Below are 23987 nucleotides of genomic sequence, written 5' to 3'. Positions count from 1 at the left end.
GCTATGCCTCGTCGCTGGATTCGTGGGCGTGCTTGAGTGCCATCCGCGCTTCAACCAGGTCAGGACCGCTCACCGACTCCCAGTACGAGTGGGTGGAAACCTCGATGCTCAGGCGGAGCAGCTCCGCCCGGAAACGGGCCACCTCGGCCTTCTGCTCGTCGGTGTAGCCAGGGCTGTCCGCCTTCCCCGACCGGTAGCTGCTGTGGAGCTGCTTGTCGCCCTCCCACCCGGGCAGCGGCTCGACCGACCACGGCAGGGTCTTGGCGTACTCGTCGTACGCGGCGCGGGTCTCAAGGAGTGCGAGCTGGGCTGCGCGGAGATCGTCAGGGAAGTCGGGGGCAGGGCTGTTCTTGGGCACACAGCGATGCTACGTCTGTTCGAATATCGGGCGCGAATGGCGCGCCGCGCAGCAGGACCCTGGCATCTAACTCACCCCGACCCCCTTGCGTAGCGTTCGCGATGCGTGTAGCGTATGCGTCATGGAGCTGATGAACCCTCTCAACCTGAACATCATCGACGCCACCGGATACACCACCGGCGGCAACTGGGACTTCTACGACCAGGCCCACATCGACGAGATCGCCGACAGCATGCGTCGCAACGGCTGGCAGGGCGCCCCCCTCGTTGTACTCCCGGACTACGCCGTGTCCTACAGCGGAACCCATCGCCTTCGCGCCGCCGAAGCCGCCGAGCTCGACGAAGTGCCGGCCGTAACCCTTCACGACCTGTTCGAAGCCTGCGACCTGGACCTCAACGCGATCTGCGACGAACACGACTTCGGGTTCGTGAGCAACCGGGAGGAGATCGTCGCCCACCTTCCCGAAGACGTTCGTGTCGCTTACACCCTCAACGACATTGAGTAGGAACACCATGGGATCTCAAGGAAACTGGTTCGCCCAGTTCGGCAGCGCCGCCAACGAGCGCGAGGACACCGTCTATGACATCCGCCCCGACGTTGCCGAGGCGTTCATCGCTGCCATCCGCAACCAGATCAACGTTCAACCCCCGCGCCACGCGCAGACCTTCAATGACCTGACCGCCGTCATCACTCAGATGTCACACGTTATCCAGCACTTCGAAGCCGCCCGCGAACTGGCCATCGCCGCCGCCGACCGCACCAGCCCCCACGCCGACCGCAAGGCCATCGCTATCGCAGCCGCCATGCCCCCGTCCCGCCTCTACCGAGTCCTGGAGAAGCACGGGCAGCCCCGCGACCGCAAGAACCCGACCATCACCAAGCAGTAGCCCGCACAGCACGGTGCCCCCCGGCCAAGGTTCAGTTGGCCGGGGGGCACCGCCGCGTCAGCGTATCGCCCGCGCCCGTGGTGCGGACGTACAGGCCCCTCAGCCACGCTCCACATACGGGCGCAGCACTCGATCCACCCGCCCAGCCAGCCGGGCGGCACGCCCCGGATCACGCGGACCTCTCACCGCCCCGACCAGCCATTCACAGTTCGACCGTCGACCTCGCGGTCCCCGTTGGGTAGCCCGATGGACCTCACCGTGCCAGCAGAACTTCTGCACCTGCCCCGGCCGGACGGCGCGTGCCTCGCTGTCTACCGGCGAGAACCGAGCGCCACACCCGACGTGACGCTGATCCTGGCGCACGGCTGGTCGGCGTCCGCCGCCGTGTGGGACGACGTGATCCGCCACCTTCCAGCAGACGACCGGATGCGGGTCCTCACCTTCGACCAGCGTGGTCACGGAGCCTCCACCCCAGGCCGCACCCCGGCGGGCATCGGCGTCCTGGCAGACGACCTGCAGGCCGTGCTGAGCGCATTCAGCGCGGGCACCCCGGCCATCGTGGCCGCGCACTCGATGGGGTCGATGGCCGTACTGATGGGCGCCGCAAGAGACAGCCTCTCCACGCCCGCGGGGCTCGCGGGCCTGCTGCTGGTGAGCGCCAGCAGCGGCCAGATCGACCTGCGCCTCGAAGGGTATCCGCCACTGGCCCGTGTTGTGGGCAGTGCGCGCACCGCCATCGCCGAGGCCTGCACCCGTGCTCCGCGCTCCACTCGCTACCTGCGAGACCTTCTGTCTCCCTCGGCAGCACCGCGGCCAGCCACCGATGTGGCAGCCGCCTGGTTCCGCGCGATTTCGGACTTCGACGTCGCGGGCCGGCTCGCCGCACTGGAAGACACCCCCGTCCATCTGGTCACGGGCGCCCAGGACCGGGTCATCCCACCCATTCACACATGTCGACTGGCCGCCGAGCTCCCCCATGCCCGCGTTCATGTGATCGAAGGCGCCACCCACCGGGTTCCCATCGAGCAGCCTGCCCTTCTGGCTTCACTGCTGCGAGACCTGGTTGAGCGCATCCGCGCCCAGCAGCACGCCCCGTCCCGCGACGCCGACGGCATCTTGCGGGCCGCCGTCCATCTGCTTTTCACCAAGCGCCCGACGCTCGGGCGCGGCGGACGACTCACGCGGATCGAAACCTGGCCCGCCCGCCGCGCCGACTCACCGACACGCGTGGAGTGGGACGCACTGATCGATACGAGGCAGTAGTGTCATGTTCCGGTAATCGGGGAGGGAGTTGTGAGTCATCTCATGCGCATCTCAACGTCCGGGACACGACGCTGGATCCTGGCCAGCGCTCTGTGCGGCGTACTGATCACAGGGTGCAGCAGCGGCAGCGGGGGAGGCGACGGCGACGCGAAGCCTAGGGCCAAGCCGACGGCGGAACCCAAGCCTCTCGCGGAAGGCGCCCTGCGTCCCCTGCTGCTGTCTCAGGCAGACCTCGGAGCGGGGTACGTCCAGGCCCAGGAGGGGCCCGACAGCGGGAAATTCGACGACATCTCGGTCCAGGGCTGCCCCGCGCTGGAGAAGATGGGGCAGGACGGCGAAGAGAACATGTTCGCCGCGAAAGCGGAGACCAGCTTCACCTACGACACGGACGCCACGCTCGGCGAGGAACTGCACAGTGACCGCCCCTCAGTGCTCTCCAACAAGCTGCGCGAGCTGTTCGGCGCCTACACGTCGTGCCCCACCTACACGATGACGGCGGGCACCAATCCCATCGAGGTCAAGGTCGTCAAGTCCGCCGCCGCCGAGCTCGGAGACGAACAGTTCGCCTACACCTCGACGATGGAACTGCCCTCGGGGGCGCAGGTACTCAAAACGATGGCGGTCCGCAAGGGCAATGTGGCCGTGATGCTGGTGGGCGCACCCGCCCTGGTGGACCGCCACATGAAGACCGCCGTAGGCAAGCTCCCCGCAGGCAGTTGACCGCGCCCGGCGCCGCGGCGGCCACCAGACCGGTGACCTACACGGCGTCCGGGAACTCCTCCAGGAGCTTGGCGCGCTGAGCGGGCCCCAGACCCTGGACGCGACGCCCTTCCGGGATGCCCAGCGCGTTCATCGAACGGGTAGCGCGTACCTGGCCGATGCCGGGCAGGGCGGTCAGCAGTTGTCGTACCGGCATGCGGCCCACGACGGTGTCGGACCGGTTCAGTACCTGGGCGAGCGTCAGGGTTCCGGCCTTGAGGCTCGCCCGCACCGCACTGCGGGCCTGCCGGGCGAGGATGGCCTTCTGACGCGCCGCGTCACGGTCGTCGTTGGTCAGGTTGGGAAGGGGCATTCTGGCCTGTCTTTCGTGGAGAGGTCGCGCATTCGCGGAAACCTCGGTGGGTTGGGGCAAGTCGCCTGGGCGGTCCCGGACGGACGGGTGTGGTTGCTGCCGAGCTGGCCGGGCCCAGACCTCCGGCGCCGACGGATCGACCTGGCAGACCCCCACCGCGACCGAGTACTCCTCCCGCAGTCACGCGCGACGTTCTCAAGGCCTGACCCGCCGCGCGTGACGAGAGCCAGGTCGAATCCGCACTCGGCCAGGGGCACGGGCGACGGGCTGCCCGGTTCCCGGGATGGCTCCGGTGAACCACAGCGGCCGGAGACGATTCACGCAGCCTCGCGGTAGCGGGGAAGCAGCTCCTCGCGCAGCGAGGCGAAGACACCGAGCGCCGCCTCCAGCACGTCGGGAGTATGCGCATCCGTGCACGCGATCCTCAACTGGTAGCCCTCGCAGGCGGGCGGGAGCATCGCGTTGGTGTACACCCCGTACTCGATGAGGATCCGCTGCGCCGACAGTATCGAGGTCTGGTCGGGGTACCGCACCAGGATGACCGGGCCGACGCTCCTCGCCACATCGAAGCCCAGCGCGTCCAGCGCCCGGCGCAGGTAATCGGCCGCCGCCAGCGCATCGGGCTCTGCTTCCGCGCGCCGGCGGATCTCGCGCAGCGCCGCGTGCGCGGCCGAGGTGTCGGCCGGACTGAGCCCGGACGAGAAGATCTGCGGCCGAGAGGTGTGCCGCAGAAAGTCGATCGTCTTTGCATCGGCCAGCACCGCGCCGCCCTGTGAAGCCAACGACTTGCTGAACGTCAGGGTCATCAACGGCACCCGGCCCTGCATGCCGGCCTGTTCGATCACACCGCGGCCGCGCCCGAGCACCCCCACCCCGTGGGCGTCGTCGATCAGCAGGGTGGCGCCGTACTCCTCACAGACCGCGACCAGTTCGGCCACCGGCGCCAGATCGCCCTGCATGGAGAACACACCGTCGGTGGCCACCAGGGTCGACTCCGTTGATGCGGCGGCCAACTGTCGGGCCAGATCACGAGGGTCTCTGTGGCCGAACCGGCGCACCATCGCGCCGGAGGCCTGCGCCAGCTGCGCCCCGTCGACCAGGGAAGCGTGCGCCTTCTCGTCCAGGAGCACTTGATCACCGCGTCCGGCGAGGGCGGAGACGACACCGAGGTTGGTCATGTACCCCGTGCTGAAGATCAGGGCCGCCTCGTAGCCGAAGAAGTCCGCGAGGTCCGCTTCGAGCTCCTCGTGCAGATCGAGGTTCCCGTTCAGCAGCCGGGAGCCGGCCGCGGACGTCCCGTACAGGGCGATCGCGTCCTGCGCGGCTCCGATCACCTGCCGATTCGCACTGAGCGCGCGGTAGTCGTTGCTGCCGAGCATGCAGACCTCGGCACCGTCCAGCACCGCCCTTCCGCCCTCGGCAGGGCCCTGAAAGACCGGGTAGTACGGGTAGAGCCCAACATCACGTGCCTCATCAGCCCGCGTGTAGGCGCGGCACTTCTCCAGCAGGTCCATCAGATGGGTTCCGATCTCTCGCGCAGGGCCGACTAGCGGCACCACCCTCGCCCCGCCACACGCAGTACGGGCGCACCGGCCGAGAACGTCCCACGCCCTGACGCCGCGATCTGCCACTGCGTTCCGCCCCACGGGACGCAGCAGGTACCAGCGGATCCGCCCCCGGCACCACCGAGCGCCCCAGCCGCGAGCCGACCCCGCGCCACGTACGCCTGCTCGCCGCGGTTGGACTCCTCGCCCTCAAGCGGAACATCGACGACACCCCCACGGACCCCGGCCCCTCGGGCCTGGACCTCGCGCCCGCCCGAGCGTGACCGTTGCTCGGCTAAGGCAGGCGCTCCCTACCGTGCCCTCGCTCGCCCTGCCGGAACGACCGGCGGCACCGACACCGAGGAACGTATGCCCGCCATCACCCGTATCGACCAGATCCCCCCATCCCATACGATCTTCCCGCCCAGCAGCCACCCCGACCTGCAACAGCCCGGATCCGTGCACCACGGCTGGAACACCGGCCGCCAACTCCTCCTGCACGCCGTGGGCAGCCCACTGGCCAAGCCGATGACCGACCAGACCCGACTTCACCGGCAGCAGGAGATCAGGCGCCTGCGCATGCTCAGCTCCCACCTCAACGAGCTGGCAGGACCACTCACCCTCGCGCTCCACGTCAGCGCCGTCCAGCAGCCGCCACCGGATGCGGGCACCACCTCTCTGATCCCTCTGATCGGTGAGGCCCTCGCGGACCTGGGAGACTGGGGGATCGGGATCCCCGCTGCCCGAGGAACTCGGACTGATCACCCGGGCCGTCCACGCCCTGCAGCCCTGCATGCCCGACTGACCGCCCCCACTAGGGGTGCTGTTCCGCGCGGCGGAACAGCACCCCCGGACCCGGAGCCGAACGCTGAAACGCGCACCCCCGGGCCCCGTCCCGAGGCCGCTCGCTCTGGTTGCCTCACCGCACGAACGCGACATGGCGCGGCACGAACCGTCCACCGGCAGGGCCCGCGTCCGATGCGTCCGCCCGATTCGACCAGGTGCTCGCGCACGCGCGTGCCGACAACCGGGCGGCCCTGGCCACCTACCTGCCTGCGGGCTACCCCACCCAGGCCCAGAGCCTGCGGATCATGCACCGCCTCGCAGAAGTCACCGACGTGATCGAGCTCGGGTGGCCGTACAGCGAGCCCACCATGGACGGGCCGGTGATCCAGCGGGCCGCCGCCCAGTCGCTCGCCGCCGGATTCCGCGTCCGGCACCTCCTGGAGAGCATTCGGTCCCTGGCCACGTCACCGGCGAGCGTGCTCGTCATGGCCTACTTTCCCCCGCTGTTCAAGTACGGCCTCAAGCGGGCAGCGCATGACTTGGCACAAGCAGGAGCCGCCGGGGTGATCCTGCCCGACCTGCCGATTGAAGAGGCCGACGCGTGGCTTACCGCTGCGCAAGACGTCGGCCTGCACACGGTGTTCGTCGTCGCACCTTCAACAACCGACGCCCGTCTCGCGCGCATCTGCGCCACCGCCGGCGGCATGCTCTACGCCCCCGCCGTCGCCGGAGTCACCGGCTCAACAGGCCCCCTCCACGACGCACTGCCCGCCTTCGTGCAGCGTCTGAGAGCCACCACCGACTTGCCAATCGGAGTCGGCATCGGCATCTCCACCCCCGCGCAGGCCAGGGAGGTCAGCCGCATTGCCGACGTCACCATCGTGGGATCCGCGCTCATCCGCAGCATCGACGCGGCACAGGAACCATGGCAACAAGCCGAGGCCGCATTCACCTTCGCACGCACCCTCACCACCGGACTCCATCGCCCAGACGTCCCGCACGCCGCTGCCTGACCTGTCCCCGGCCCCGGCCCCGGCCCCGGACGCAGAACCTTAGGAGGAGAACCTGTCCATGCTCTACGACGACCGAGGTACACCCGCCCAGCGCCTGGCCCGTGAGATCGCCCTGACCCTCATGGAATCCGCAGTCCTCGCCTCCGCGCTCGCCGCGGCGAGCACGAGCGGCACTGTCGCCTACCGACGTGTGCCGGCACGCTACGGCCACCACATCCGCCTCGCCACCGGCATGGTTGCCGCCTTCGCCAGCGGGACGCTCATCGACAGCCTTCTCGACAGCGCCACTACCCGGGCCCGGCGACGGCTGAACGGCACCAGCCACACGGACTCCACCCCCGTCGAGCCATCGGCAGAGGCGAGCACCCGTATCGTTGCCCAGGAGGAAGCTTCCAGCCCCGCCCAGAATGACGCCGCCGCGGACGCGCCACGGGAGCTCTCCGACGCAGAGGTCATCGAGCACCTCAAGCACATCGTGGCCTCGGACGCAGCCCACCGGGCCGCGACCGACGGATGGTGCCACGCCCTCCCGCACGACAACTTCCTGACCGCCAGGGACCGCTGGCAGGGCCACCCGGACGGCACCGCCAGTCTGCGCCTGATCGACGGCTGCACGCTGTACTACGAGCCCCGCAGCCCCGCCGCTACCTATCCTGGTGACTGGCGCCGAGCGACATTCGTCCTGGACGACAACGGCACGCGCACAGAGGTCGCCACCCCCGCCGAGCTGCTGGCATACCTCAACGGCCCGGTCTGCCTGTGCAGCCCGGAAGCCGATGACCCGTATGACGACATGGACCCGGACCCTGACGCCGTCGCATAAGCGCCAGCGGCGGCGTCACGATCCGCGAGGTGACCCTGCCGACGTTGGCCAGCCGCTGGCCGGCTGCTTCCAGGGCCTCCCGGAGCCCCTGCCCCGGCGTGGCCTGGCTCGGTGTCGTTCCGCAGCAGCCCTGGGAACGCTGCACCAGGCCGGTCCGGGCATACTAACGAAGGGCGAAAGCTCGCTGGTCAGCTCCGAGGGCGAGGCGCTCAGCGTGAGCACCCCGTCACCGCAAGACGTGAACTCCGTGGCCTCCCTCGGGGCGGGACCGCTCCCGCGGCAGCGGGACCACACGCCGGGATCGCGGGTATACGCCTCCCTCCGTGCGAGGCCAAGCGGTTGTCTGATCACCGCGCAGCCGCAACCCTGATCTGCACACGATCCCGGTCGGCGGCAGAGCCGTCCCGTCCCCCAGGGAAGGTCCGTCGTGAAGCTATTCGTCCTCGGCCATCGCACTGCCAACCTCGCGGCCGCTGAGACGCCCACGGCCCCGGAAGCCGCTGTCAGCTACCTCGCACGGTACGTGAACCGCGACGCGGTCCGCGCACGCTCAGGCCCTGGCACCGGCTTCGCACCGATCGGCCAACTCTTCTACCTCGACCGGGGGATCAAACTGCGCGAAGCTGACGGCTGGGTCCAGCTGAGGCTGCGCTACCGCTCCGCGTCCGGCCTGCCGGAAGGCGCTACGGCCTGGCTCCCCGAGGCCTGTACGAGCCCATGCACACCACCGCCGGGACACTGACACGACAACGATCAGCGGGCATTCAGCAGCGATTCCCCGCGGACCCAGGCCCCAGAACGGACCACAATCAGTGCACGCCACGGCAGGAGAGCGTATGAACCGAACGAGGTCGGACGACAAGGGCTCCGATGCGGCCGACGACACCAGCCGCCCTAGCCTCTACGGGCCCACCTCGCTCCTCATCGGGCGCAGCCTGGGAGGCGAGGAGGTCTGGACAACCATCACCTTGCCCGATGATCAACTGCTGCTTACCCGCGTGGACGCGAACCGGCCGAGATCAACGGCCAAGGCCAGCCGGGCAGGGACTTGAAGGACCCGTCACGCGGCGCGGTGCCCTGGGCGGCGAGCCACTCCTCGAGCGTCAGGGCCTGCTCCGCGTCCCACCGGACGATCGCGTCACGTGCAGTGAGCGCTGACGCGGCCCGTATGGGGACGGGCAGCCCGCCGGCCTCCGCGAGAACCTGGGAGGTCTGCTCCGGGTCGGCGCCGCTCTTCAAGGCACGTCGTAGCGCCCGTGAGTCCGGCAGCAGCACCAGATCGCCGTCGCTGATACTCGCCAGCGTGAGAGCCGCGATGGACCGCTGTCCGTGCGGCACAAGGAACCGGACGGACCCCAGATCGTTGGCGATGGAGAGCTCGGCCAGCCCGGGCATCCTGCTCTGTCCGTAGTTCGCCCACAGAAGGCGGTGGGCCTTCCACGAGGCGGTGGCGTTGAGCGCATCGGGCACGGGGCCCAGCACCTGGGCTGCAGAAGCGAAGTCCTCCGCGGCCAGCAGCCATGCCATGGCCGGGCCGTGCTCCGAAGTGCTCATGACCTCCCGGCCTGGAATCGGGTATTCGGCGCGCGAGAGGAGCGCGTCGCGTGCGAACGGGCTCCCTTCTCGGAACTGGCTGTCACATTCCGCCGGATACGGCAGGACCAGGTCCGCTGCCTGCTCTGCCCAGCCGGCTCGTCCCGCGAACCGGGGCTTGCGGCCCGTAAGTTCGTCAAAAGCGGCATCGTCGATGGTGACCGGCCGCCCGGACACCGGCACGGCTCGGAGCCGCACGGCCATCTCCCACAGCGTGAGGGTCGACGTCACGTCGTCCCACAACACCTGGGCAGGGGAGAGCCCGGAGCCCCTCTTCGAGGTCTCCCGACCTTGCCCGAGGGCCCCGCGGGCAAGGTCGGACAAACCCAAACCCTGGGCGGAGCCGCCGAAATTACTGGCCACGATGGCATCTTCGCGATCAGGAAATCGGCCGTGCTGGAGTACGCAGAGAAGTACGCACCGATGGTGCTGCGCTGGGACAAGCGAGCCGATACATGCGGTCTCGACGCAATGAACATGGGTACCTCGAAGGGCAGCACGTTCGACCGCGTGCTCATCTTCCCGACGAAGCCGATGATCAGTTACTACCAGACCCGAGACTGCACCCAGGCCGGAGACAGAGCGAAGCTTTACGTCGCGGTGACGCGGGCGAAGTACAGTGCCACGTTCGTCATGCCGTAGGAGACAGTGCGCGTGACTGCGGGAGCCGCTTTCAAGTGACAGCGGGAGTGAGCGGCGCGGCGGCCAGAGAGGTGCCAATCAGTTTGGATGGCTGTGCCTACGGCGCTTCGCGGTGAGCGCGCGCTTGCCGGCCGCGGTCCCCATCGTGGCCGATGGGGCGCCGGTGGAGTGGGGACCTGCGTCGGTGCGGCGTGTCGCGGTTTCCCACGAAATCCGGTGGAGTCTCAGCGGCCAGAAGTGGTTGGGTCCTGCTCAACGCTTCGCTGACACGGTCCGGCACAGTGCGAGGCGCAAGGTCCGAATCGCAGGCGCGGTCTAGCTCGCGTGTCGTCGAGCGATGGAGGTTATCGCGGTGGCTGGTTATGGGGCGCTTTCCGATGTATACGAGTGGCTGATCGGGGACGACAGGTTGACCCCCGCCAAGGCAGCCGCGGTTTACTGCAGCGATGTCGTGGGCTCTCTGCCGCCCAATGCGCGCGTCCTCGACTGCGCGTGCGGAACTGGCCAGCTCGCCGTCGGTCTCGCGAGACTTGGCCTTGACGTGGTCGCCGCAGACGCCAGCGGTGGGATGGTTCGCCGGACCGAGAAGGCCGCCGACGAGCAGGGTGTCTCGCTTCGAGCCCTCCGCGCGAGCTGGGACGAGCTGTCCGAGCACCTGGAGGACTCCACGTTCGATCTGGTGTTCTGCGTCGGCAACTCGCTTGGGCACGCTGAGGGCGCAGCCGGGCGCCTGACCGCGCTGGAAGCGATGTCGCGGCTGCTGAAACCGGGCGGACGCCTTGTGCTCCACTCACGCAACTGGGAGCTCGTGCGCTCCGCCGGCTCACGGGTAGACGTCCGCGATCGACTCATCCGCCGCAACGACCGCGATGCGGTCGTCAGCTACTACTGGCAGATCGAGCAGCGCTGGGAGCAGGAACACTTCCTCGAGATCGTGGTCGCCCAGATCGAGCCGGATGGGGCAGTGCGAGCCTGCTCGGAGCGGTTGTCCATCTGGCCCTACCGGTACGAGGACCTCGTGGCGCAGTTGCGGAGCGTCGGGCTCACGGTGCAGTCCACCACCTTCGACCCCGAGAGCGATGGATACCTGGTGGTCGCCAGCCGCGACCAGGCGCACGTCTGAGCCGGCGCGCTGATCCGCCTTTCGTCGTTGTCGACTGGCCAGCTCGCGACCGCCTGCAGCGGGTTCGTCGCGAAGTGTTCAGCGGTTGCTGCGGGTATCGCAGCTTGCGCAGGAGCCGACAGGTCTTGAGGGTTGCCATGACCTGCTCGACGACACCACACGTCTCACGCTGATCACCGCGCTCCGGCGCCAGGGTGTTCAGGATCCTGGTGTGGTGAGCACTCCGCTGGCTGCAACATGCCTGTTGCACGTCCTCTTGCCTCTGTTGCTCCGTGACCTGCAACCATCCACTCGATCCAACTCATTGATCGCGCGCGACACTAGCGGAAGAACGGCAGGCAAAGACTCGATCGTGGCCATGCACCGCACCGTGGCCGCGGCCAAGGCCGCAGGCTGCCTGCACAAGGTGCGAGCCATGCATTGCGATCTCGGCTCGGCAGAATGGCCAGGAGTTCGCGAACTGGCCCGCCGACAAGCCGAACGCTACGGGATCCCGTTTCTCGTCGTGACCCCCGATGGCGGCTTTCTGGGCATGGTCGAGAACCGCCAGCAGTGGCCTGACGCCAAGCGCCGGCTCTGCACCTCCACGCTGAAGCGAGACCCGACCGGTCCCGTCATCACCACCTGGGTGGGGGAGCTCGGCCTCGACCGCCAGGCCATCGTGCTCAACGTCATGGGCGTCCGCGGCGCCGAGTCCGCCTCGCGCGCCCTGAAGGCACGCCTGGCCCTCGACTCCCGCACGACCAGTGCCAACCGGCTCGTACTGACCTGGAACATCATCCACGGACTGTCCGAGCAGGAGGTTTGGCAGGAGATCGCCAGCAATGGGCTGGAATACCACCCCATCTACGACACCGGCCTGCCCCGACTCTCCTGCGTCTACTGCGTCCTCGCCGGACCAGACTGGCTGATCCTCGCCACCCGGGTCTGCTTCGCACTCGAGCTGCCGCTCCCGGAGACCTACGCCGCCCTGGAACGACGAATCGGCCACAGCTTCAACCAGAACTTCACCCTGAACGCCATCATCGCCGCAGCCCGCATGCTTGACGCACTCGACGGGCCCGTCACCTGGCGCCGCGGCGACGCCCTGCGACAGCACCTCGGGCCGGCCGCCGCCGACCAGTACCTCGCAACCTTCACCCCCTAGACCCCTTCCACCGACCCCAACCCCCCGGCACTCACCGCCTACTCACGAAACGAGCCCTCTCATGACCAGCCCCCTGACCGCAACGCCGACCGACCCGCAGGAGACCGACTTCCACCCCGGCCACACTCCTATCCTCGAACCGCCCGAGGGGCCGGACAGCGCCCTCGCCTGCATCTGCGGCGGGCTTCTCGACCTCACGCCGGGCCCCAAGCCCGCCAAAATGGCCCGCTACCGCTTCCACCTGGCGGAAGCCCGACGCGAGGCCACCCTGAACTAGCAGCAGAAGCCAGCCGGCCTCGCCAGCCCCCCGCGCCCCCTGGTGGTGCATCCGACACGGGTGCACCACCAGGGGGCGCCTGCGTGTGGGTGCAGATCACGGGCCGCTGTACCCCAGACAACCCCCGAACATCAGTCGCTTCAGTCGCTCTGCCCAGCACTCTGGCCGCGGCCGCCGCCTGCCGCGCGGCGCGCCCGGCAACGAATCCCGAGGGGCGGAACACCTGCCCCGATCACAAATCCACCGTGCGGAACAGAGTGCTGCCCCCGGCCGCAACCAGCCCGGCAACGAAGCAAGCTCGCTCTGCCCTACCCACACGCCGACGACCGAGTACCGCAGGGACACACGGCCAGATGACGTACCACCGGCCCCGCTCCACCCGCCACGACACCAACCGGGCATCCCCACGCGCCCGACGTACGTCACCCCACCAATAGCCAGGTCAGTGCGGGTTGCGGCGCTAACCCCTCGCCCCGTGACAGTCAGCCCACTCGCCCAACACGGGGCGCCGTAGGCGGCCGGAAGGAAGCACTCACCAATTCATCGACAGAGGAGCACAGAGATGCCCGCTGCCCGCACGACCACCACCGAGCACAAGCCCGCCCCCGCCCCCCGCTCACGACGGACCCGCCGTATCGCCATCGGCGGCGCCATCGCCGCGGTCCTCGCCCTCACCCTGACCGCGTGCGGCGACAAGTTCTCGGAACCCTTCAAGGACGCACCGCGCTCCGGCAAGGAGAACGGCGCGCCGATGGACCTCATCAGGATGGCCGACGGCTTCAGCAACGTGGGCAACAAGTGCGACGGGCCGAACATGGTCTACGTCCTCTACCACGGCGACAACGCCTACGGCTCGCTGTCCGTCGTCAAGGACGACCCGAGGTGCGCCAAGTGACCCGCCGCTCCCGCAAACGCCGCAGCCGCGACCGCTCCTGGATCGGCGAACTCATCGGCAACATGGTCGATGCCATCGTCAGCATCTGGAGGAGCTGACACCCCCCATCAGCGCCCCGGTCGCCAGCGCCTTCTGGCGACCGGGGCGCTGCCATGCCGACTTCCGGGCCCGACGCCCATCAGCCGCGTACTCCACGCAGCGCCCTCCGACCCTGACTTCCTTTCACCAGAGGGAGCTGGCCCTGGTCGGACGAGAGGGCCGATTGCCGCCAGCAGCGAGCTCCGGACCCGGCTTGAGCCACCGGGTCTGTCGGCACGTAGGTGGAAAACCTCGATGGCCCGCCTGCACCTGCAGGCGGGCCATCGGCTGCCTTCCGATACCAGGTGCGGCCACTGGGCCCTCCACGGAGGGGTTGCCGCGCTAGGCCCCGCCTGTATCAGAGTGGCTGACGCCAGGTTGGCACAGGCTCAGCGCCGCCAACGTCGCTCGGGCGGATACCACTCATTGGAGTCCTGCTCGAAAGCGGCGAGCGCCCGATGCATCGGCACAGAAGGAACCGATCCCGCCCGGCGGGACACCAAATCTGATCTCCGTGCCAGAGGGTGGGAAGAGCGCAGCAGCACGGCTCCAGAGCCAGACCCTGTCCATACGGTCGTCATGGCCATCCGCCGAAGCGCTGATGGTGTCTCGACTGGGGTTGCACCGCTAACTGTCCTGCCAGCCATGGTGATTGAGCAAGGCCACATCGGCCCTGTAACTCGACACACTCCCTTATACCGGAAAGGTTCACACCCATGACCACTCCCGCCACGCCCGGCATCGTCACCCTGACCAAGGAGCACGGCGCCGCCGACCTCGACGGCGTGACGAAGATGGGCATCGGCGCCTCCTGGGACACCACCACCGGCGGCAGCGGCGCTCTCCTGGGCGCGCTGCGCAAGGCCCGCGGCACCGACCTGGACGCGTTCGCCATCCTCATGAGCGGCGACGAGCCGGTCCGCTTCGCCGGTCTGGACGTGACCGACCCGCTTCAGAACGGGGCCGTCACCTCCACCGGAGACAACCAGACGGGACGCGGAGACGGTGACGACGAACTGATCGAAGTCACCTTCGAGAAGATCCCGTCGCACGTCACCAGCATCGTGTTCGTCTGCGCCGCCTACAAGAAGGGCAGCGACTTCAAGAAGGCCGCGAACGTGTCCTTCAAGGTCTACGACAGCACCGGCGGCGCCGCTCAGCAGGTCGCCGACATCTGGCCCTCGCTGCTCGGCAACGGGAACGCGGTCGCGGTCGCGAAGGCATACCGCGTCGGGGCCTCGTGGAAGCTGGAGGTCATCAACGAGCGCGGCACGATCAAGCAGGGCGAGCAGGACAGCCTGCTGCGCTTCGCGGTCAACAAGTAACGCTCTTCCGTTCCACCCGGAGTCCCGCGTCCTCACACCGAGGGCGCGGGACTTCCTCATGCCACTACAACCACCGAGGCCGATGAGGCTCCTGCCCAGGCCGACTGCCCCTCGTGCCTCGAAGGGATTGCCGGGCTAGCTGCCGACCTCCGCACGCTCCCACGCACCTGCCGCGCACGAAGCGCGGACCGATGCCGAGCGGAGACCGACCGCTATGCCGTACGCACCCTGGGTGCTGGACACCCTCGCCGCCTACAACTCGCCCCTCATGCACCCTGACCCGTCGCCCGAACAGTGGGACGAGCTCTTCGACAGCGCGCCTCCACTGCCCTGGGACGATCTGGAGAAGCTTCTGACGGCTGCACAGAGCGCGCAGGTCACATGGGCCGCACCCCTTCTGGTCTGGCCCGACGCAGCCGATGCCCGGTACGCACTGATCACGTACGACCTTCCCGACGGATCACGCCGCGCCTCATTGTCCGAAGACGTCGAATTCTTCCTGCCGCCTAAGGAGCACCCCACCTGGGGCGACGTGATCGTGTGGAGCCTGACGACATCCGCGAGGCCGGTGAACGACTGGTCCGCACTGACGTGGCTCTCCAGCGCCTGGCGGCCGAGGCGGAGGCAACCATCACCTCCTGGGAGAGCGAGCGAGCACGCCTCCTCGCTGACGATGGCATGGAGGCGGACGAGCAGCCGGGGGACGCTTCATCGCTCGACGACGCCATTCGCCCGTACGAGAAGGACGCTATGTCCGCCCTGCGCGCCCTCGCGCACCTGTCCGCCGGCCGGTGTCCGGTGTGCCAGCTGACCGCGTGCGACACCATGGGTGAGCAGCCGATCGCCCAGTGCCGCTGCGGCCAGCACCACACCGCTCACGCTCCCTCGGGCGAGTGCACCTCGTTCCGCGCCGTCACTCGCTGATCACCCAACGCCTGGCCATCCGCACTCCCAGCGCCGCCCCGACACACGGCCCTGCGAACGCGGACGCGGCGATGGTTCGCTCGGCCCGCTTGCCACCAGCTCGGCGGCAAGCGGGCCGCAGCCGTTCCCGGCCGCCGTGAGACGAGCAGTTGCGTGCCTTGGCTCGGGCTCACCCACCGTACGGACAGCCGTCCGAGCTGAGCCCAGAGGTTCGCCACCCGCGCCCGGGGATCGCCCCTTGAGGAGCTGAGAACTCATGTCGAAGACCCCAACCGGCCGCCCCTCCACCGGCACGTCGGCCCGCGTCGGCCGCCTGATGCGCAACACGGGTGCCGTTGCCCGCGCAGCCTGGCAGGGCTGCCCCGAGGAAGGACTCCCGCCCGTACGGAAGCTGCGGCGGCCGGGCTGGCTGGGCCTGGTGCGCATCTCGGGCGAGCACACGGACCCCTGCGAGGTACAGGCCGGAACCGAGACGGTCACAGACTGGCGTACCGCCAACACCGCCCACGGAGGCAAGGACCCGGTCGCGAACGAGTACTTCGGGCTCCCCGAGGACTTCTACGACCCCGACGATGACGGCGCGCTGGACCGCGCGGTGGACGCCATCGCCCACCTGCCGGTCGTGCTGCTCAGCGGCCTGTACGACGGCATGGAAGATGGGCTCGCCCGGACCAAGGCACAGCACGTGGGCGGCACGGATGGCTGGGACCTCATCGAGGCGTACGTCCGGCTCGGCCTGGTGCCCCCGGCGAACGTCCTGTACCTGCCGCACGTCCCGAACCCGGATCGCACCGAGCGCCTGACCGCCTATCTGATCGCGGCGTATCTGCATGGGGCGTGCCGTCAGGCGGCCGGGCCACTGCGCGGCGACGCCCGCATGGCGCGGCGGCCCCTTTCCCTGCCCCGCACCCTGGCCGCCCCCAGCATCGAGGCGCCCACGCAGGCCACCCCGGCCCACGGCGCGGGGGAGTGACCATGTCCAACAAGACCGAGCGCGACACCCTGGGCGAGCTGCTGTTCCGAGAGTTCGGCGCCTACGCCGCAGCTCTGGACGAGCACGGCGAGGACTGGGCGCACGCCTGGCCCTCGGCCACGTGGCCGCCTCACACCCCGTTGGCCGCCCTGCAAGGCCGGTTCGCCGTGGCCCGCGAGGCCGCGGCAGCGGTCGGCGTCGAGCCCAGCGACGCCGCCATCACCGAGGAGCACCAGGTGCGCCAGGAGTACCGGGCGATGTTCGCCGACGGACCACCGGCCCTCATCGGCTGATCCGGCGCACCCCCGGCGCCCGCCTCCCACACCAGCCCCGGCCTGCCTCTCCCCATGGCAGACCGGGGCCCGCGTGCCTCTCGCCAGCGCCCGGCGCGCCCATGGCACTTGCGCCGCTTGACTCCGCCCTCCGCACGGTCCGGACGACCACACGCCACCCCGAGGCGCACCGCCCGGGGTGCCCACCGGCCCGAGGAGAAGCAGCATGCAAGTAGCCCACGACGTACGTGAAGTCCTCGCCCGCGCCACCTGTGAGGGAGTCACCGTGCGCCTGCCCCTGGACGGGGATCCAGCCCGGCCCGGGCTGGGAGAGCGAACCGCCCGGGTCCTCACCGCCGCTGGCGCACTCTTCAGCCACCGGCGGGGGGCCTTTGTGTTCGCTGACCTGTTCCCCTTCGGGCAGGCCCAGCCGCTGATCGACTACGTGATCGTCAACAGGAAGACGGCGCCTCGGCCCTACCGCGGTGAGGCGCCCTGCCCGCCGGCCGTCGCGGAGCAGATGTGCGACGAGCTGGCCCTGCGCCCCGGCTGGACGGTCCTTGAGCCTTCAGCCGGACACGGCAACCTTGCCGCCGAAGCCGCCGACCGCGGTTGCGCCGTGGACTGCATCGAACTGGAGCATCACCGCGCCCGGGACATCAAGGAAGCCGGTCTCGCTCGACATGTCATCACTGCCGACTTCCTGACCCTGCCCCAGCAGCCCCGGTACGACGCGGTGATCATGTACCCGCCGTTCCGGCGCGATCTCGCCGCCGCGCACCTCGTGCATGCCCACGGCTTCCTGCGTCCAGGCGGCCAGCTCGGCGCGTTGGTCTCCCTCGGCCTGGAGAACGCAGTCCGCAAGGCATCCGTCGCCCTGCGTGAACTCCTGCAGCGGAACGGCAGCAGAAGGTACGCCCTGGAGGGCGAGGTCACGTCCCCCTCCGGACGCCCCTTGAACACGGAGTTGTGGATCATCTACGGCTCGCAGCACTGAGTCCTCTGTCCGTGCCCGGGGCCAAGGCCCCGGGCACGGACGGTTGCGCCGCTTGCCCACCCGCTCCGCACGGTGGCCCCTGCCGGACTCACCCGAGTCCGAGGCACGCAACCGTCTTCGCAGGAGCGGACATGCTCTTCCACACAAGGCCCACTCGCACCACCCAGACTGTGCAGCCCACCGCCGTCGCTTTCGCCGCGTTCACGGCCGAGCACCCCCAGCTGCACCTCGATACGGTTCACATGCGCGCTGGAATGGTGACCGTCCACCTGCACGGCCCGCACGCCCTCGTACACCTCGCACACTGGGAGGAGGCCCTGGGCGACTGCGCCCACAGCAGCGACAGCTTCCCCAGTTCGTACGGCTCTCACCTCCACTACACCGAGTGCCGCACCGCAGTGGTTGCGGGCACCGCCTTCGAAGCCGTCGCCTTCTACGACGGCCCCGGCGCTTACGACCCGCACCGCATGATCCGCCCCGGCCTCGCTGCCATCGCACCGGCCGCCCCTATCAACGGGACGGACACCGCCCGGGTGCCCGCCCGCCCGGCCAGTCCCACCCGCCGCTGTGCCGCAACACTCGGCGTCACGGCGGCCCTGGCGATCGCCGCCATCACCGCAGCCGCCATCAGGCAGCGAGGAATGCCGCTCCGTCTCGTCCGCACCCCGGTGAACCGCTGAGCCGGGGACGCCCACCCTGGCTAAGGTTGCCCGACCGAAGTCAGGGCGCACCACTACATGCGCGCGAGGAGACAAGTGTCCATGCACGATCACAGTCACAAGGCAGCGCCGGGACTCGAGAACGAACTCACCAGCGTCCTCGAAACCGAAGGGATTCCGCTCGCTCACGTCCTGGAGGACCCCGACGAGAACGGAACGATCGTCCTCACAAACGGCGTCACGCTCCTCACCGACGCCGAAGGAGCAGTCATCGTCACAGCCCTCGCCCACGACGGCTACCGCGCAGTGCCCGGCACAGCGGAAGAGGAGGCCATCTACCACCGAACGCGCCAGACGCTGCAACGCCTTGGCTACCCGACGGCCCCCCACCCGGCGAGCTACAACACCCTGCGCGTCACCGCACGGCCCTCGCTCGGCTGAAGGCGACGACGCACGTCACCGCCACCGCCGGCTGGCCCGCCCCTCATTTCACGAGGGGCGGGCTTTTCGGCATCCGCGTCGGACATCACCGAAGGCATGGGAAGCCGGACAGTTGCGCAGGTAGCACCGAGCAGTTCCACGGTGCTCAGCACGGAGTCGGGACCACCGACCCCACACCGAGCATCGACCCCCTGGAGCTGAACCGTCATGGCCGCGCCCACGGTCTGCCCGCGCGTGATCATCGTGTCGTGCGGAGGCGCCAAGATCGACACCACACAGCCTGTTCCGGCAGGCGAGATGTACACCGGGAGCTACCACCTGGCGCTGCGCCGCGCGGCCGACGCACTCACACGCGGCCGCACCGGCCGCGTACTCATTTTGTCCGCCCTTCACGGGCTGCTCACTCTGCACGATCTCATCGCCCCCTACGACCTGCGCATGGGCGACGAGGGCTCGGTGACGGGTGAGCGGCTCCGCCAGCAGGCCACCGACCTGGGCATCCTCGACGCCGACGTCACCGTTCTCGGCCCCCGCGCATACGTCGAAGCCAGCCGCGCCGTGTGGCCGGAGCTGACCGACCCGCTTGCGGGTGCACGCGGCATCGGCGAGCAGCTCGCCAAGCTCGCCGACATCTACGACCCCAACCGTGCCCAACCACCGCAGCCATCCGCCCGCCCGACCGAGCGCACAAGCCCCGGAAGCATTATCGAGGAGATCGAGCGCCGGGCAGACGCGCGTAGGGAAGCAGAAGAGCAACGAGCCGCCCGCAAGCGTGCGCGCTACGCCACTCACTCTCAGCTCGTCATCCAGCACCCCGGCCGGGCTCACGGGAGCGTCACCTTCCCCGGCGACACCGCCAAGAGCACCGCGCGCGTCCAGGCCACCCTCCGCTTCGCCGGCCTCTACCGCGTCCAGGTCCACATCCGACCCGACGACGTCCGCACCCTGGACGTACACGGCACACCCCGGGACGTCGCACGCTTCATGTCCGCACTCCCACGGGTACTGGAAGGGACCGAGATCCGGGCCTCCGAAGCCGCTCGCCTCTACGGACGCTGGGAGCGCCACTCCACCGCCCGGCCGCACCTGGCCGGCATGGCGCCGAGCCGGCGCCGCATGCTCGCCCGGGACTTCCGCGCCGCAGCGTTCCAGGTGGTGGTCGACATCCTCCTTGACCTCCCGGACACCGTTCCCGCGGCCCAGGGCGGCATCCCTCCCTGGGACCAGGTCTACCCGCTGGCCGCAGGTATCGCCCACTACTACTGGTTCGATCCCGCTGACCACGCCGACCCCGACGAGACCGCACGCATCCTCGCGGCCGCCGACCGCCGTCACATCACCGCAGCGGCCATCCCGGAACAACGATCTTCACCGAAGGCATAAGGGTGTTGCCCGCTTAACCGACTGCCACGGCACGGTCCGCACACCGGGCCACCACCTCGTCCCGGGTCACTGCACCACGAACCCCTCGAAGGGACAGCCATGGCATCGAACGCTCCCCAGGCCAGCACAGAGCCGGCCGCCCACGCCCGAGCACTCCTCACCGACTTCCTCAACCGCTGCACCAACGCTCTGGCCGACCGGCGCGACGAGGACGACGCCGTCCTCAGCATCTTGCGCAACCAGATGGAGGCCACCCTGACCGCCCAGGAGGCGCCCGAACCTCTGCCCCTGTCCTGGACAGGACTGGTCACCCAGCCCGGCACGCCCCCCGGCCCGACGGTCGTCCACCTCACCGACTCCACCGAGCGCACCTACGCGCTCCGCCTGGACGACGACCTGCGCGAGGCGCTCGGCCTGCTCCTGACCGAACCGTCGGACCCCGACGAAGTCGCCGCCGAGAACGCCGACTACGACGAGCCGGACGCCCCCCTGCTCGAAGATGAGACAGCCGACACCCTCTTCAACTACCTCGTCAACGAATCCGACCAATGGCGGTCCGGCACCGCCCACCAGGTGCACGCCCGACCGGAACCGGAAGCCCTGGACCACCTCCTCGCTCACGGGCCGCTGCGCCCGCACGCGAACCAGGCCCTGATCACCGCCATCCGGCTCCTGCACCCCGAACGCTTCGGCCCCGCCACCTGAGCCGACGCCTCCCCGCCACCCCGACTGCACAGGCGGCCCGCGTCCCACCGCACGGGCCGCCGTCGTGCCCCTACACCACGAGGACCACAACCCGATGACCGACATCTCGGCCAACGCCACCCGCTCGTCCTACCAGCGAGAGCTTCTGATCACCGCGCTGGAGGACTCCGCCCACCGACTGCCCACCGACGCCAAGAGCACGACACTCGACCTCATGCGCCGCCGGCAGTGGATCCGCGAGCACCGAGCCGACGGTCGTCTCCTGAGCACAGGCACCAGCTGCACCGGTCCCACGCACTTTCGCCTCTCGCCCCTGGGAGTACGAACGGCGAAGAAGTACCAGAGGACCCAGCTCACCAGGACCCACACGATCGGCACGGTCGCCGCCTATCGCCCCGAGCGCACCAAGCGCTACCAGGACATCGTGACCATCCAGAGCCGACCCGATCCTGCCGGCAACGTGAAGGCCTTCAGCGGCCAGCACCGCCAGCTGATCACGGTCGCACTCACCGACCTCCAGCCCACGCCCCCGGCGGCCGTGGCCCCGGGGGACCCCACCAACACCTGGGCGGTCATGAACCAGCACGGGAACTGGCTGCTCATCGTCGAGGGCGACACCTTCAGCGCCGCCGCCGCCCAGGCGCCGGAAGTCAAGGCCCGGGCCCTGCGCATCGGCGAATTCCTCTACCGTCGCCTTCGCAGCAGCGAAATCCCCCCTCTCCTTCGCCGAGGTGCACGCCGTCCTACGCCGTAGCGCGTAGTTCCGGCAGATCCAGCAACCACCCACCGTGGCCCGTTCGCGCGAACCGCCGGACGGGCCACGGACATTCACCAACCCACCGGCCAGACGATTGCGGGCCTAACCCGCAGGTTCCGCACAGTCCATAAAGCCAGACGGGCCCAACACCCGATCACAAACAGCACGTTGTTACGCATGCGAGGAGAACACGTAGTGAACAAGGCCCAGTTGATCGAGGCCATCGCTGACAAGGTCGGCGGCCGCCAGCAGGCCGCAGACGCTGTCGACGCGGTACTCGACGCGATCGTCCGCGCGGTCGTCGCGGGGGACCGCGTCTCGGTCACCGGCTTCGGCTCCTTCGAGAAGGTCGACCGCCCCGCCCGATACGCCCGCAACCCCCAGACGGGTGAGCGCGTGCGCGTCAAGAAGACCTCGGTGCCCCGCTTCCGCGCGGGCCAGGGCTTCAAGGACCTCGTCTCCGGATCGAGGAAGCTCAAGAAGAACACCCCCGCGGTGAAGAAGGCGCCCAAGGGCAGCCTGTCCCGCGCCGCCTAGAGCACCACCCCGGCCCCGGCGCCCCGGTCTTGTGACCAGGGCGCCGGGGCTTTTGCTGCCGTCGCCCCACCCTCGCACGCACCGCTGTGTGGGCCGCCTTGGGTGAACTCCAGGACCTCGCACGGTTCATGGACCCGCAGCCCGCGCCCGCCCTGCTCCCGCCCAGCGAGCCCGACGGGGACCTGGCCGGACTGGTGCACCATGCGGGCGTGTCCGCAATCTGGCCACTCGACCGCTACCGCTTCGCCCGCACCAGAACGGCACCCGAGGAGCGGGAAGGGGCGGAGGTGGACCGCGCGGCGCGGCCGCCTCGGACCCCGCGCCAGGGCCCGCCCCGAGCCATTGACCGGTTCGGGGCGGGCCCTGCCCCTATTCACCGAGCAGCAGGCAGCAACCGGCCCAGGCCGCCTTGGCGAGGGTTGCGGGACTTGCCGCCAGGAGCGCGAGTATGACCGCGCTGGACCGGTCCACCGCGCCGCGTGGCCCGTCCCTCCCCTTTCAGCGGGGACCGGCCCGGCTCGTTGCGCAGCCCACCCCACCGCCTTTCACCGCCGACACCGGGCCCTTGATCCCGCAGTCCGGCGTCCGCGCAGGGTTCGGGCGCTGACAAGGCACCGAGACAGCACCGTAGCCCGCGGCCGGCCTGTCTCCCCGACTGCCTCCTACACCGCACACCACCCATCCGAAACCCATGGACTCGTGGAGTGCCTCATCATGGCCACCGACTGGCTGCTCTCGCAGAACGAACGAATGAAGAAGCAGGGCATCTTCAACTGGACCCTGCCAGCCTGGGTCGTCCAGCTCACAGATACAGCCCCGGACGGCACCACCACCGTGCGCAGGGTCAACGTCTGTCCTTCGGCGGGGGTCTGCGCCAAGCACTGCTACGCGCTCGGCTCAGACTCCGGATACATCCGCTTCCCGGCCGCCCGCGCCCGCCACCTGCGCAACCTCCGCATGGTGCTGGACACCCCTCTCCTGTGGCAGGAGCGCATGGCCACCGAGCTGCGCCACCCCCGCTACCAGCCCGACCTCGAAAAGGGCAAACTGGGCCATATTAGGATTCATGACGCCGGAGACTTCTTCGACGACGCCTACACCCTCATGTGGCTCGAGATCATGAGAGGCGCACCTGAGGGCCTGACCTTCTACGCGTACACCAAGGAAGTCAGCCGGTTCCGGCGCCTCGTCGAACCGAACCCACCCGCCAACTTCAAGTACGTCTTCTCCCGCGGCGGCAAGGAAGACGCACTCATCGACCCCACCCGCGACCGCGACGCGGACGTGTTCCTCACCCTCGAGGACCTGGAAGCCGCCGGGTACTCCTCCCAGGCCGCCTCCGACCTCCTGGCCGTACACGGACCGCCCCGCGTCGGCATGACCGTCAACCGCCACCGCAAGGGGATGACCGCCTCGTTCGGGGATCTCCAGCGGCAACACGACGCCGAAGCCACCGCCCGACGCGAGCGCCAGCAGGCCAAGGCCCGCGCCTCCCGCTGAGCGAGCCGCACCA

27 protein-coding genes and 1 pseudogene are annotated in these 23987 nt (G+C 69.3%); 24 read left to right on the top strand and 4 right to left on the bottom strand.

Annotated features, from left to right (window positions below; genetic code table 11):
- Position 1: 1 nt before the first annotated feature.
- On the bottom strand, positions 2-358 hold the full coding sequence (locus ACGF2V_RS20485; protein WP_362708128.1) for a hypothetical protein: 357 nt from the start codon (positions 356-358) through the stop codon (positions 2-4).
- 121 nt (positions 359-479) lie between these two features.
- Between ACGF2V_RS20485 and ACGF2V_RS20480 the strand changes: the two genes are divergently transcribed.
- The 4 genes from ACGF2V_RS20480 (at position 480) to ACGF2V_RS20465 (ending at position 3228) form a co-directional block, all read left to right on the top strand.
- On the top strand, positions 480-863 hold the full coding sequence (locus tag ACGF2V_RS20480; RefSeq protein ID WP_362708125.1) for a ParB/Srx family N-terminal domain-containing protein: 384 nt from the start codon (positions 480-482) through the stop codon (positions 861-863).
- A gap of 7 nt (positions 864-870) precedes the next feature.
- Complete coding sequence (locus ACGF2V_RS20475; RefSeq protein ID WP_362708122.1) at positions 871-1245, top strand: hypothetical protein; 375 nt, start codon at positions 871-873, stop codon at positions 1243-1245.
- Between the two features lie 246 nt (positions 1246-1491).
- Positions 1492-2508 carry an alpha/beta fold hydrolase gene (locus ACGF2V_RS20470; RefSeq protein ID WP_362708119.1) on the top strand — a complete coding sequence of 339 codons (1017 nt, stop codon included), beginning with the start codon at positions 1492-1494 and terminating at the stop codon, positions 2506-2508.
- A 42-nt stretch (positions 2509-2550) separates the two neighbouring features.
- The gene (locus ACGF2V_RS20465) at positions 2551-3228 is read left to right on the top strand and encodes a hypothetical protein (protein WP_362708116.1); all 678 of its coding nucleotides are present in this window, start codon (positions 2551-2553) and stop codon (positions 3226-3228) included.
- Between the two features lie 37 nt (positions 3229-3265).
- Here ACGF2V_RS20465 and mihF read toward each other — a convergent pair whose 3' ends face one another.
- Positions 3266-3580, bottom strand: coding sequence for an integration host factor, actinobacterial type (gene mihF, locus ACGF2V_RS20460; protein WP_255385577.1), 315 nt, complete (start codon positions 3578-3580; stop codon positions 3266-3268).
- Between the two features lie 317 nt (positions 3581-3897).
- The gene (locus tag ACGF2V_RS20455) at positions 3898-5094 is read right to left on the bottom strand and encodes an aminotransferase class I/II-fold pyridoxal phosphate-dependent enzyme (protein ID WP_362708113.1); all 1197 of its coding nucleotides are present in this window, start codon (positions 5092-5094) and stop codon (positions 3898-3900) included.
- Between the two features lie 1031 nt (positions 5095-6125).
- Here ACGF2V_RS20455 and trpA point away from each other — a divergent pair.
- The 3 genes from trpA (at position 6126) to ACGF2V_RS20440 (ending at position 8488) form a co-directional block, all read left to right on the top strand.
- Positions 6126-6923, top strand: a complete 798-nt coding sequence (gene trpA, locus ACGF2V_RS20450; protein ID WP_362708110.1) for a tryptophan synthase subunit alpha — start codon at positions 6126-6128, stop codon at positions 6921-6923.
- Between the two features lie 58 nt (positions 6924-6981).
- Positions 6982-7746 (top strand): hypothetical protein, encoded by a 765-nt coding sequence (locus tag ACGF2V_RS20445; protein WP_362708108.1) that lies wholly within the window; start codon positions 6982-6984, stop codon positions 7744-7746.
- Positions 7747-8173: 427 nt separating this feature from the next.
- Positions 8174-8488: a hypothetical protein gene (locus ACGF2V_RS20440; RefSeq protein ID WP_362708106.1), complete on the top strand. Its 315-nt coding sequence runs from the start codon at positions 8174-8176 to the stop codon at positions 8486-8488.
- A gap of 248 nt (positions 8489-8736) precedes the next feature.
- Here the strand turns inward: ACGF2V_RS20440 and ACGF2V_RS20435 are convergent, their stop codons facing one another.
- Positions 8737-9570 (bottom strand): hypothetical protein, encoded by an 834-nt coding sequence (locus ACGF2V_RS20435; protein ID WP_362708102.1) that lies wholly within the window; start codon positions 9568-9570, stop codon positions 8737-8739.
- A gap of 60 nt (positions 9571-9630) precedes the next feature.
- On the opposite strand from ACGF2V_RS20435, the gene ACGF2V_RS20430 reads away from it, so the two are divergent.
- From ACGF2V_RS20430 to ACGF2V_RS20350, 17 genes and pseudogenes are all read left to right on the top strand, one after another.
- A complete protein-coding gene (locus ACGF2V_RS20430) occupies positions 9631-9981 on the top strand; it encodes a hypothetical protein (protein WP_362708100.1) in 351 nt (116 codons plus the stop codon).
- 337 nt (positions 9982-10318) lie between these two features.
- The gene (locus tag ACGF2V_RS20425; protein WP_362708098.1) at positions 10319-11104 is read left to right on the top strand and encodes a class I SAM-dependent methyltransferase; all 786 of its coding nucleotides are present in this window, start codon (positions 10319-10321) and stop codon (positions 11102-11104) included.
- A 211-nt stretch (positions 11105-11315) separates the two neighbouring features.
- Positions 11316-12251: a phosphoadenosine phosphosulfate reductase family protein gene (locus tag ACGF2V_RS20420; protein WP_362708322.1), complete on the top strand. Its 936-nt coding sequence runs from the start codon at positions 11316-11318 to the stop codon at positions 12249-12251.
- Positions 12252-12312: 61 nt separating this feature from the next.
- The gene (locus ACGF2V_RS20415; protein ID WP_362708096.1) at positions 12313-12528 is read left to right on the top strand and encodes a hypothetical protein; all 216 of its coding nucleotides are present in this window, start codon (positions 12313-12315) and stop codon (positions 12526-12528) included.
- A gap of 562 nt (positions 12529-13090) precedes the next feature.
- Positions 13091-13423 (top strand): hypothetical protein, encoded by a 333-nt coding sequence (locus tag ACGF2V_RS20410; protein ID WP_362708093.1) that lies wholly within the window; start codon positions 13091-13093, stop codon positions 13421-13423.
- 818 nt (positions 13424-14241) lie between these two features.
- On the top strand, positions 14242-14826 hold the full coding sequence (locus ACGF2V_RS20405) for a TerD family protein (RefSeq protein WP_362708320.1): 585 nt from the start codon (positions 14242-14244) through the stop codon (positions 14824-14826).
- A 540-nt stretch (positions 14827-15366) separates the two neighbouring features.
- Entirely contained in the window at positions 15367-15750 is a 384-nt protein-coding gene (locus ACGF2V_RS20400) for a hypothetical protein (protein ID WP_362708091.1), read from the top strand.
- A 256-nt stretch (positions 15751-16006) separates the two neighbouring features.
- Complete coding sequence (locus ACGF2V_RS20395; protein ID WP_362708088.1) at positions 16007-16723, top strand: hypothetical protein; 717 nt, start codon at positions 16007-16009, stop codon at positions 16721-16723.
- A gap of 2 nt (positions 16724-16725) precedes the next feature.
- Positions 16726-17016 carry a hypothetical protein gene (locus tag ACGF2V_RS20390; protein ID WP_255385565.1) on the top strand — a complete coding sequence of 97 codons (291 nt, stop codon included), beginning with the start codon at positions 16726-16728 and terminating at the stop codon, positions 17014-17016.
- Positions 17017-17221: 205 nt separating this feature from the next.
- Positions 17222-17992 carry an SAM-dependent methyltransferase gene (locus ACGF2V_RS20385; RefSeq protein WP_362708086.1) on the top strand — a complete coding sequence of 257 codons (771 nt, stop codon included), beginning with the start codon at positions 17222-17224 and terminating at the stop codon, positions 17990-17992.
- Positions 17993-18123: 131 nt separating this feature from the next.
- Positions 18124-18672, top strand: a complete 549-nt coding sequence (locus ACGF2V_RS20380; RefSeq protein ID WP_362708083.1) for a hypothetical protein — start codon at positions 18124-18126, stop codon at positions 18670-18672.
- Between the two features lie 81 nt (positions 18673-18753).
- Entirely contained in the window at positions 18754-19092 is a 339-nt protein-coding gene (locus ACGF2V_RS20375; RefSeq protein WP_362708081.1) for a hypothetical protein, read from the top strand.
- A 207-nt stretch (positions 19093-19299) separates the two neighbouring features.
- Complete coding sequence (locus ACGF2V_RS20370; RefSeq protein WP_362708079.1) at positions 19300-20475, top strand: DUF6884 domain-containing protein; 1176 nt, start codon at positions 19300-19302, stop codon at positions 20473-20475.
- A 99-nt stretch (positions 20476-20574) separates the two neighbouring features.
- A complete protein-coding gene (locus ACGF2V_RS20365) occupies positions 20575-21180 on the top strand; it encodes a hypothetical protein (protein ID WP_362708077.1) in 606 nt (201 codons plus the stop codon).
- A 94-nt stretch (positions 21181-21274) separates the two neighbouring features.
- Positions 21275-21934 carry a hypothetical protein gene (locus ACGF2V_RS20360; protein ID WP_362708075.1) on the top strand — a complete coding sequence of 220 codons (660 nt, stop codon included), beginning with the start codon at positions 21275-21277 and terminating at the stop codon, positions 21932-21934.
- 198 nt (positions 21935-22132) lie between these two features.
- Positions 22133-22462: pseudogene (locus ACGF2V_RS20355) on the top strand (HU family DNA-binding protein); the annotation flags it as partial.
- 726 nt (positions 22463-23188) lie between these two features.
- A complete protein-coding gene (locus tag ACGF2V_RS20350) occupies positions 23189-23974 on the top strand; it encodes a hypothetical protein (RefSeq protein WP_362708072.1) in 786 nt (261 codons plus the stop codon).
- Positions 23975-23987 lie beyond the last annotated feature (13 nt).

Source organism: Streptomyces sp. NPDC047982 (assembly GCF_043204165.1).
Taxonomy (GTDB): domain Bacteria; phylum Actinomycetota; class Actinomycetes; order Streptomycetales; family Streptomycetaceae; genus Streptomyces.
This window is presented reverse-complemented; position numbering and strand designations above follow the sequence as displayed.

Excerpts from the sequence above, each read along its gene's own strand:
- ACGF2V_RS20480 (WP_362708125.1), top strand. The coding sequence starts at position 480 with ATGGAGCTGATGAACCCTCTCAACCTGAACATCATCGACGCCACCGGA.
- ACGF2V_RS20475 (WP_362708122.1), top strand. The coding sequence starts at position 871 with ATGGGATCTCAAGGAAACTGGTTCGCCCAGTTCGGCAGCGCCGCCAAC.
- ACGF2V_RS20470 (WP_362708119.1), top strand. The coding sequence starts at position 1,492 with ATGGACCTCACCGTGCCAGCAGAACTTCTGCACCTGCCCCGGCCGGAC.
- ACGF2V_RS20465 (WP_362708116.1), top strand. The coding sequence starts at position 2,551 with ATGCGCATCTCAACGTCCGGGACACGACGCTGGATCCTGGCCAGCGCT.
- mihF (WP_255385577.1), bottom strand. The coding sequence starts at position 3,580 with ATGCCCCTTCCCAACCTGACCAACGACGACCGTGACGCGGCGCGTCAG.
- ACGF2V_RS20455 (WP_362708113.1), bottom strand. The coding sequence starts at position 5,094 with ATGGACCTGCTGGAGAAGTGCCGCGCCTACACGCGGGCTGATGAGGCA.
- ACGF2V_RS20445 (WP_362708108.1), top strand. The coding sequence starts at position 6,982 with ATGCTCTACGACGACCGAGGTACACCCGCCCAGCGCCTGGCCCGTGAG.
- ACGF2V_RS20425 (WP_362708098.1), top strand. The coding sequence starts at position 10,319 with ATGGAGGTTATCGCGGTGGCTGGTTATGGGGCGCTTTCCGATGTATAC.
- ACGF2V_RS20415 (WP_362708096.1), top strand. The coding sequence starts at position 12,313 with ATGACCAGCCCCCTGACCGCAACGCCGACCGACCCGCAGGAGACCGAC.
- ACGF2V_RS20410 (WP_362708093.1), top strand. The coding sequence starts at position 13,091 with ATGCCCGCTGCCCGCACGACCACCACCGAGCACAAGCCCGCCCCCGCC.
- ACGF2V_RS20395 (WP_362708088.1), top strand. The coding sequence starts at position 16,007 with ATGTCGAAGACCCCAACCGGCCGCCCCTCCACCGGCACGTCGGCCCGC.
- ACGF2V_RS20390 (WP_255385565.1), top strand. The coding sequence starts at position 16,726 with ATGTCCAACAAGACCGAGCGCGACACCCTGGGCGAGCTGCTGTTCCGA.
- ACGF2V_RS20385 (WP_362708086.1), top strand. The coding sequence starts at position 17,222 with ATGCAAGTAGCCCACGACGTACGTGAAGTCCTCGCCCGCGCCACCTGT.
- ACGF2V_RS20380 (WP_362708083.1), top strand. The coding sequence starts at position 18,124 with ATGCTCTTCCACACAAGGCCCACTCGCACCACCCAGACTGTGCAGCCC.
- ACGF2V_RS20375 (WP_362708081.1), top strand. The coding sequence starts at position 18,754 with ATGCACGATCACAGTCACAAGGCAGCGCCGGGACTCGAGAACGAACTC.
- ACGF2V_RS20370 (WP_362708079.1), top strand. The coding sequence starts at position 19,300 with ATGGCCGCGCCCACGGTCTGCCCGCGCGTGATCATCGTGTCGTGCGGA.
- ACGF2V_RS20365 (WP_362708077.1), top strand. The coding sequence starts at position 20,575 with ATGGCATCGAACGCTCCCCAGGCCAGCACAGAGCCGGCCGCCCACGCC.
- ACGF2V_RS20360 (WP_362708075.1), top strand. The coding sequence starts at position 21,275 with ATGACCGACATCTCGGCCAACGCCACCCGCTCGTCCTACCAGCGAGAG.
- ACGF2V_RS20350 (WP_362708072.1), top strand. The coding sequence starts at position 23,189 with ATGGCCACCGACTGGCTGCTCTCGCAGAACGAACGAATGAAGAAGCAG.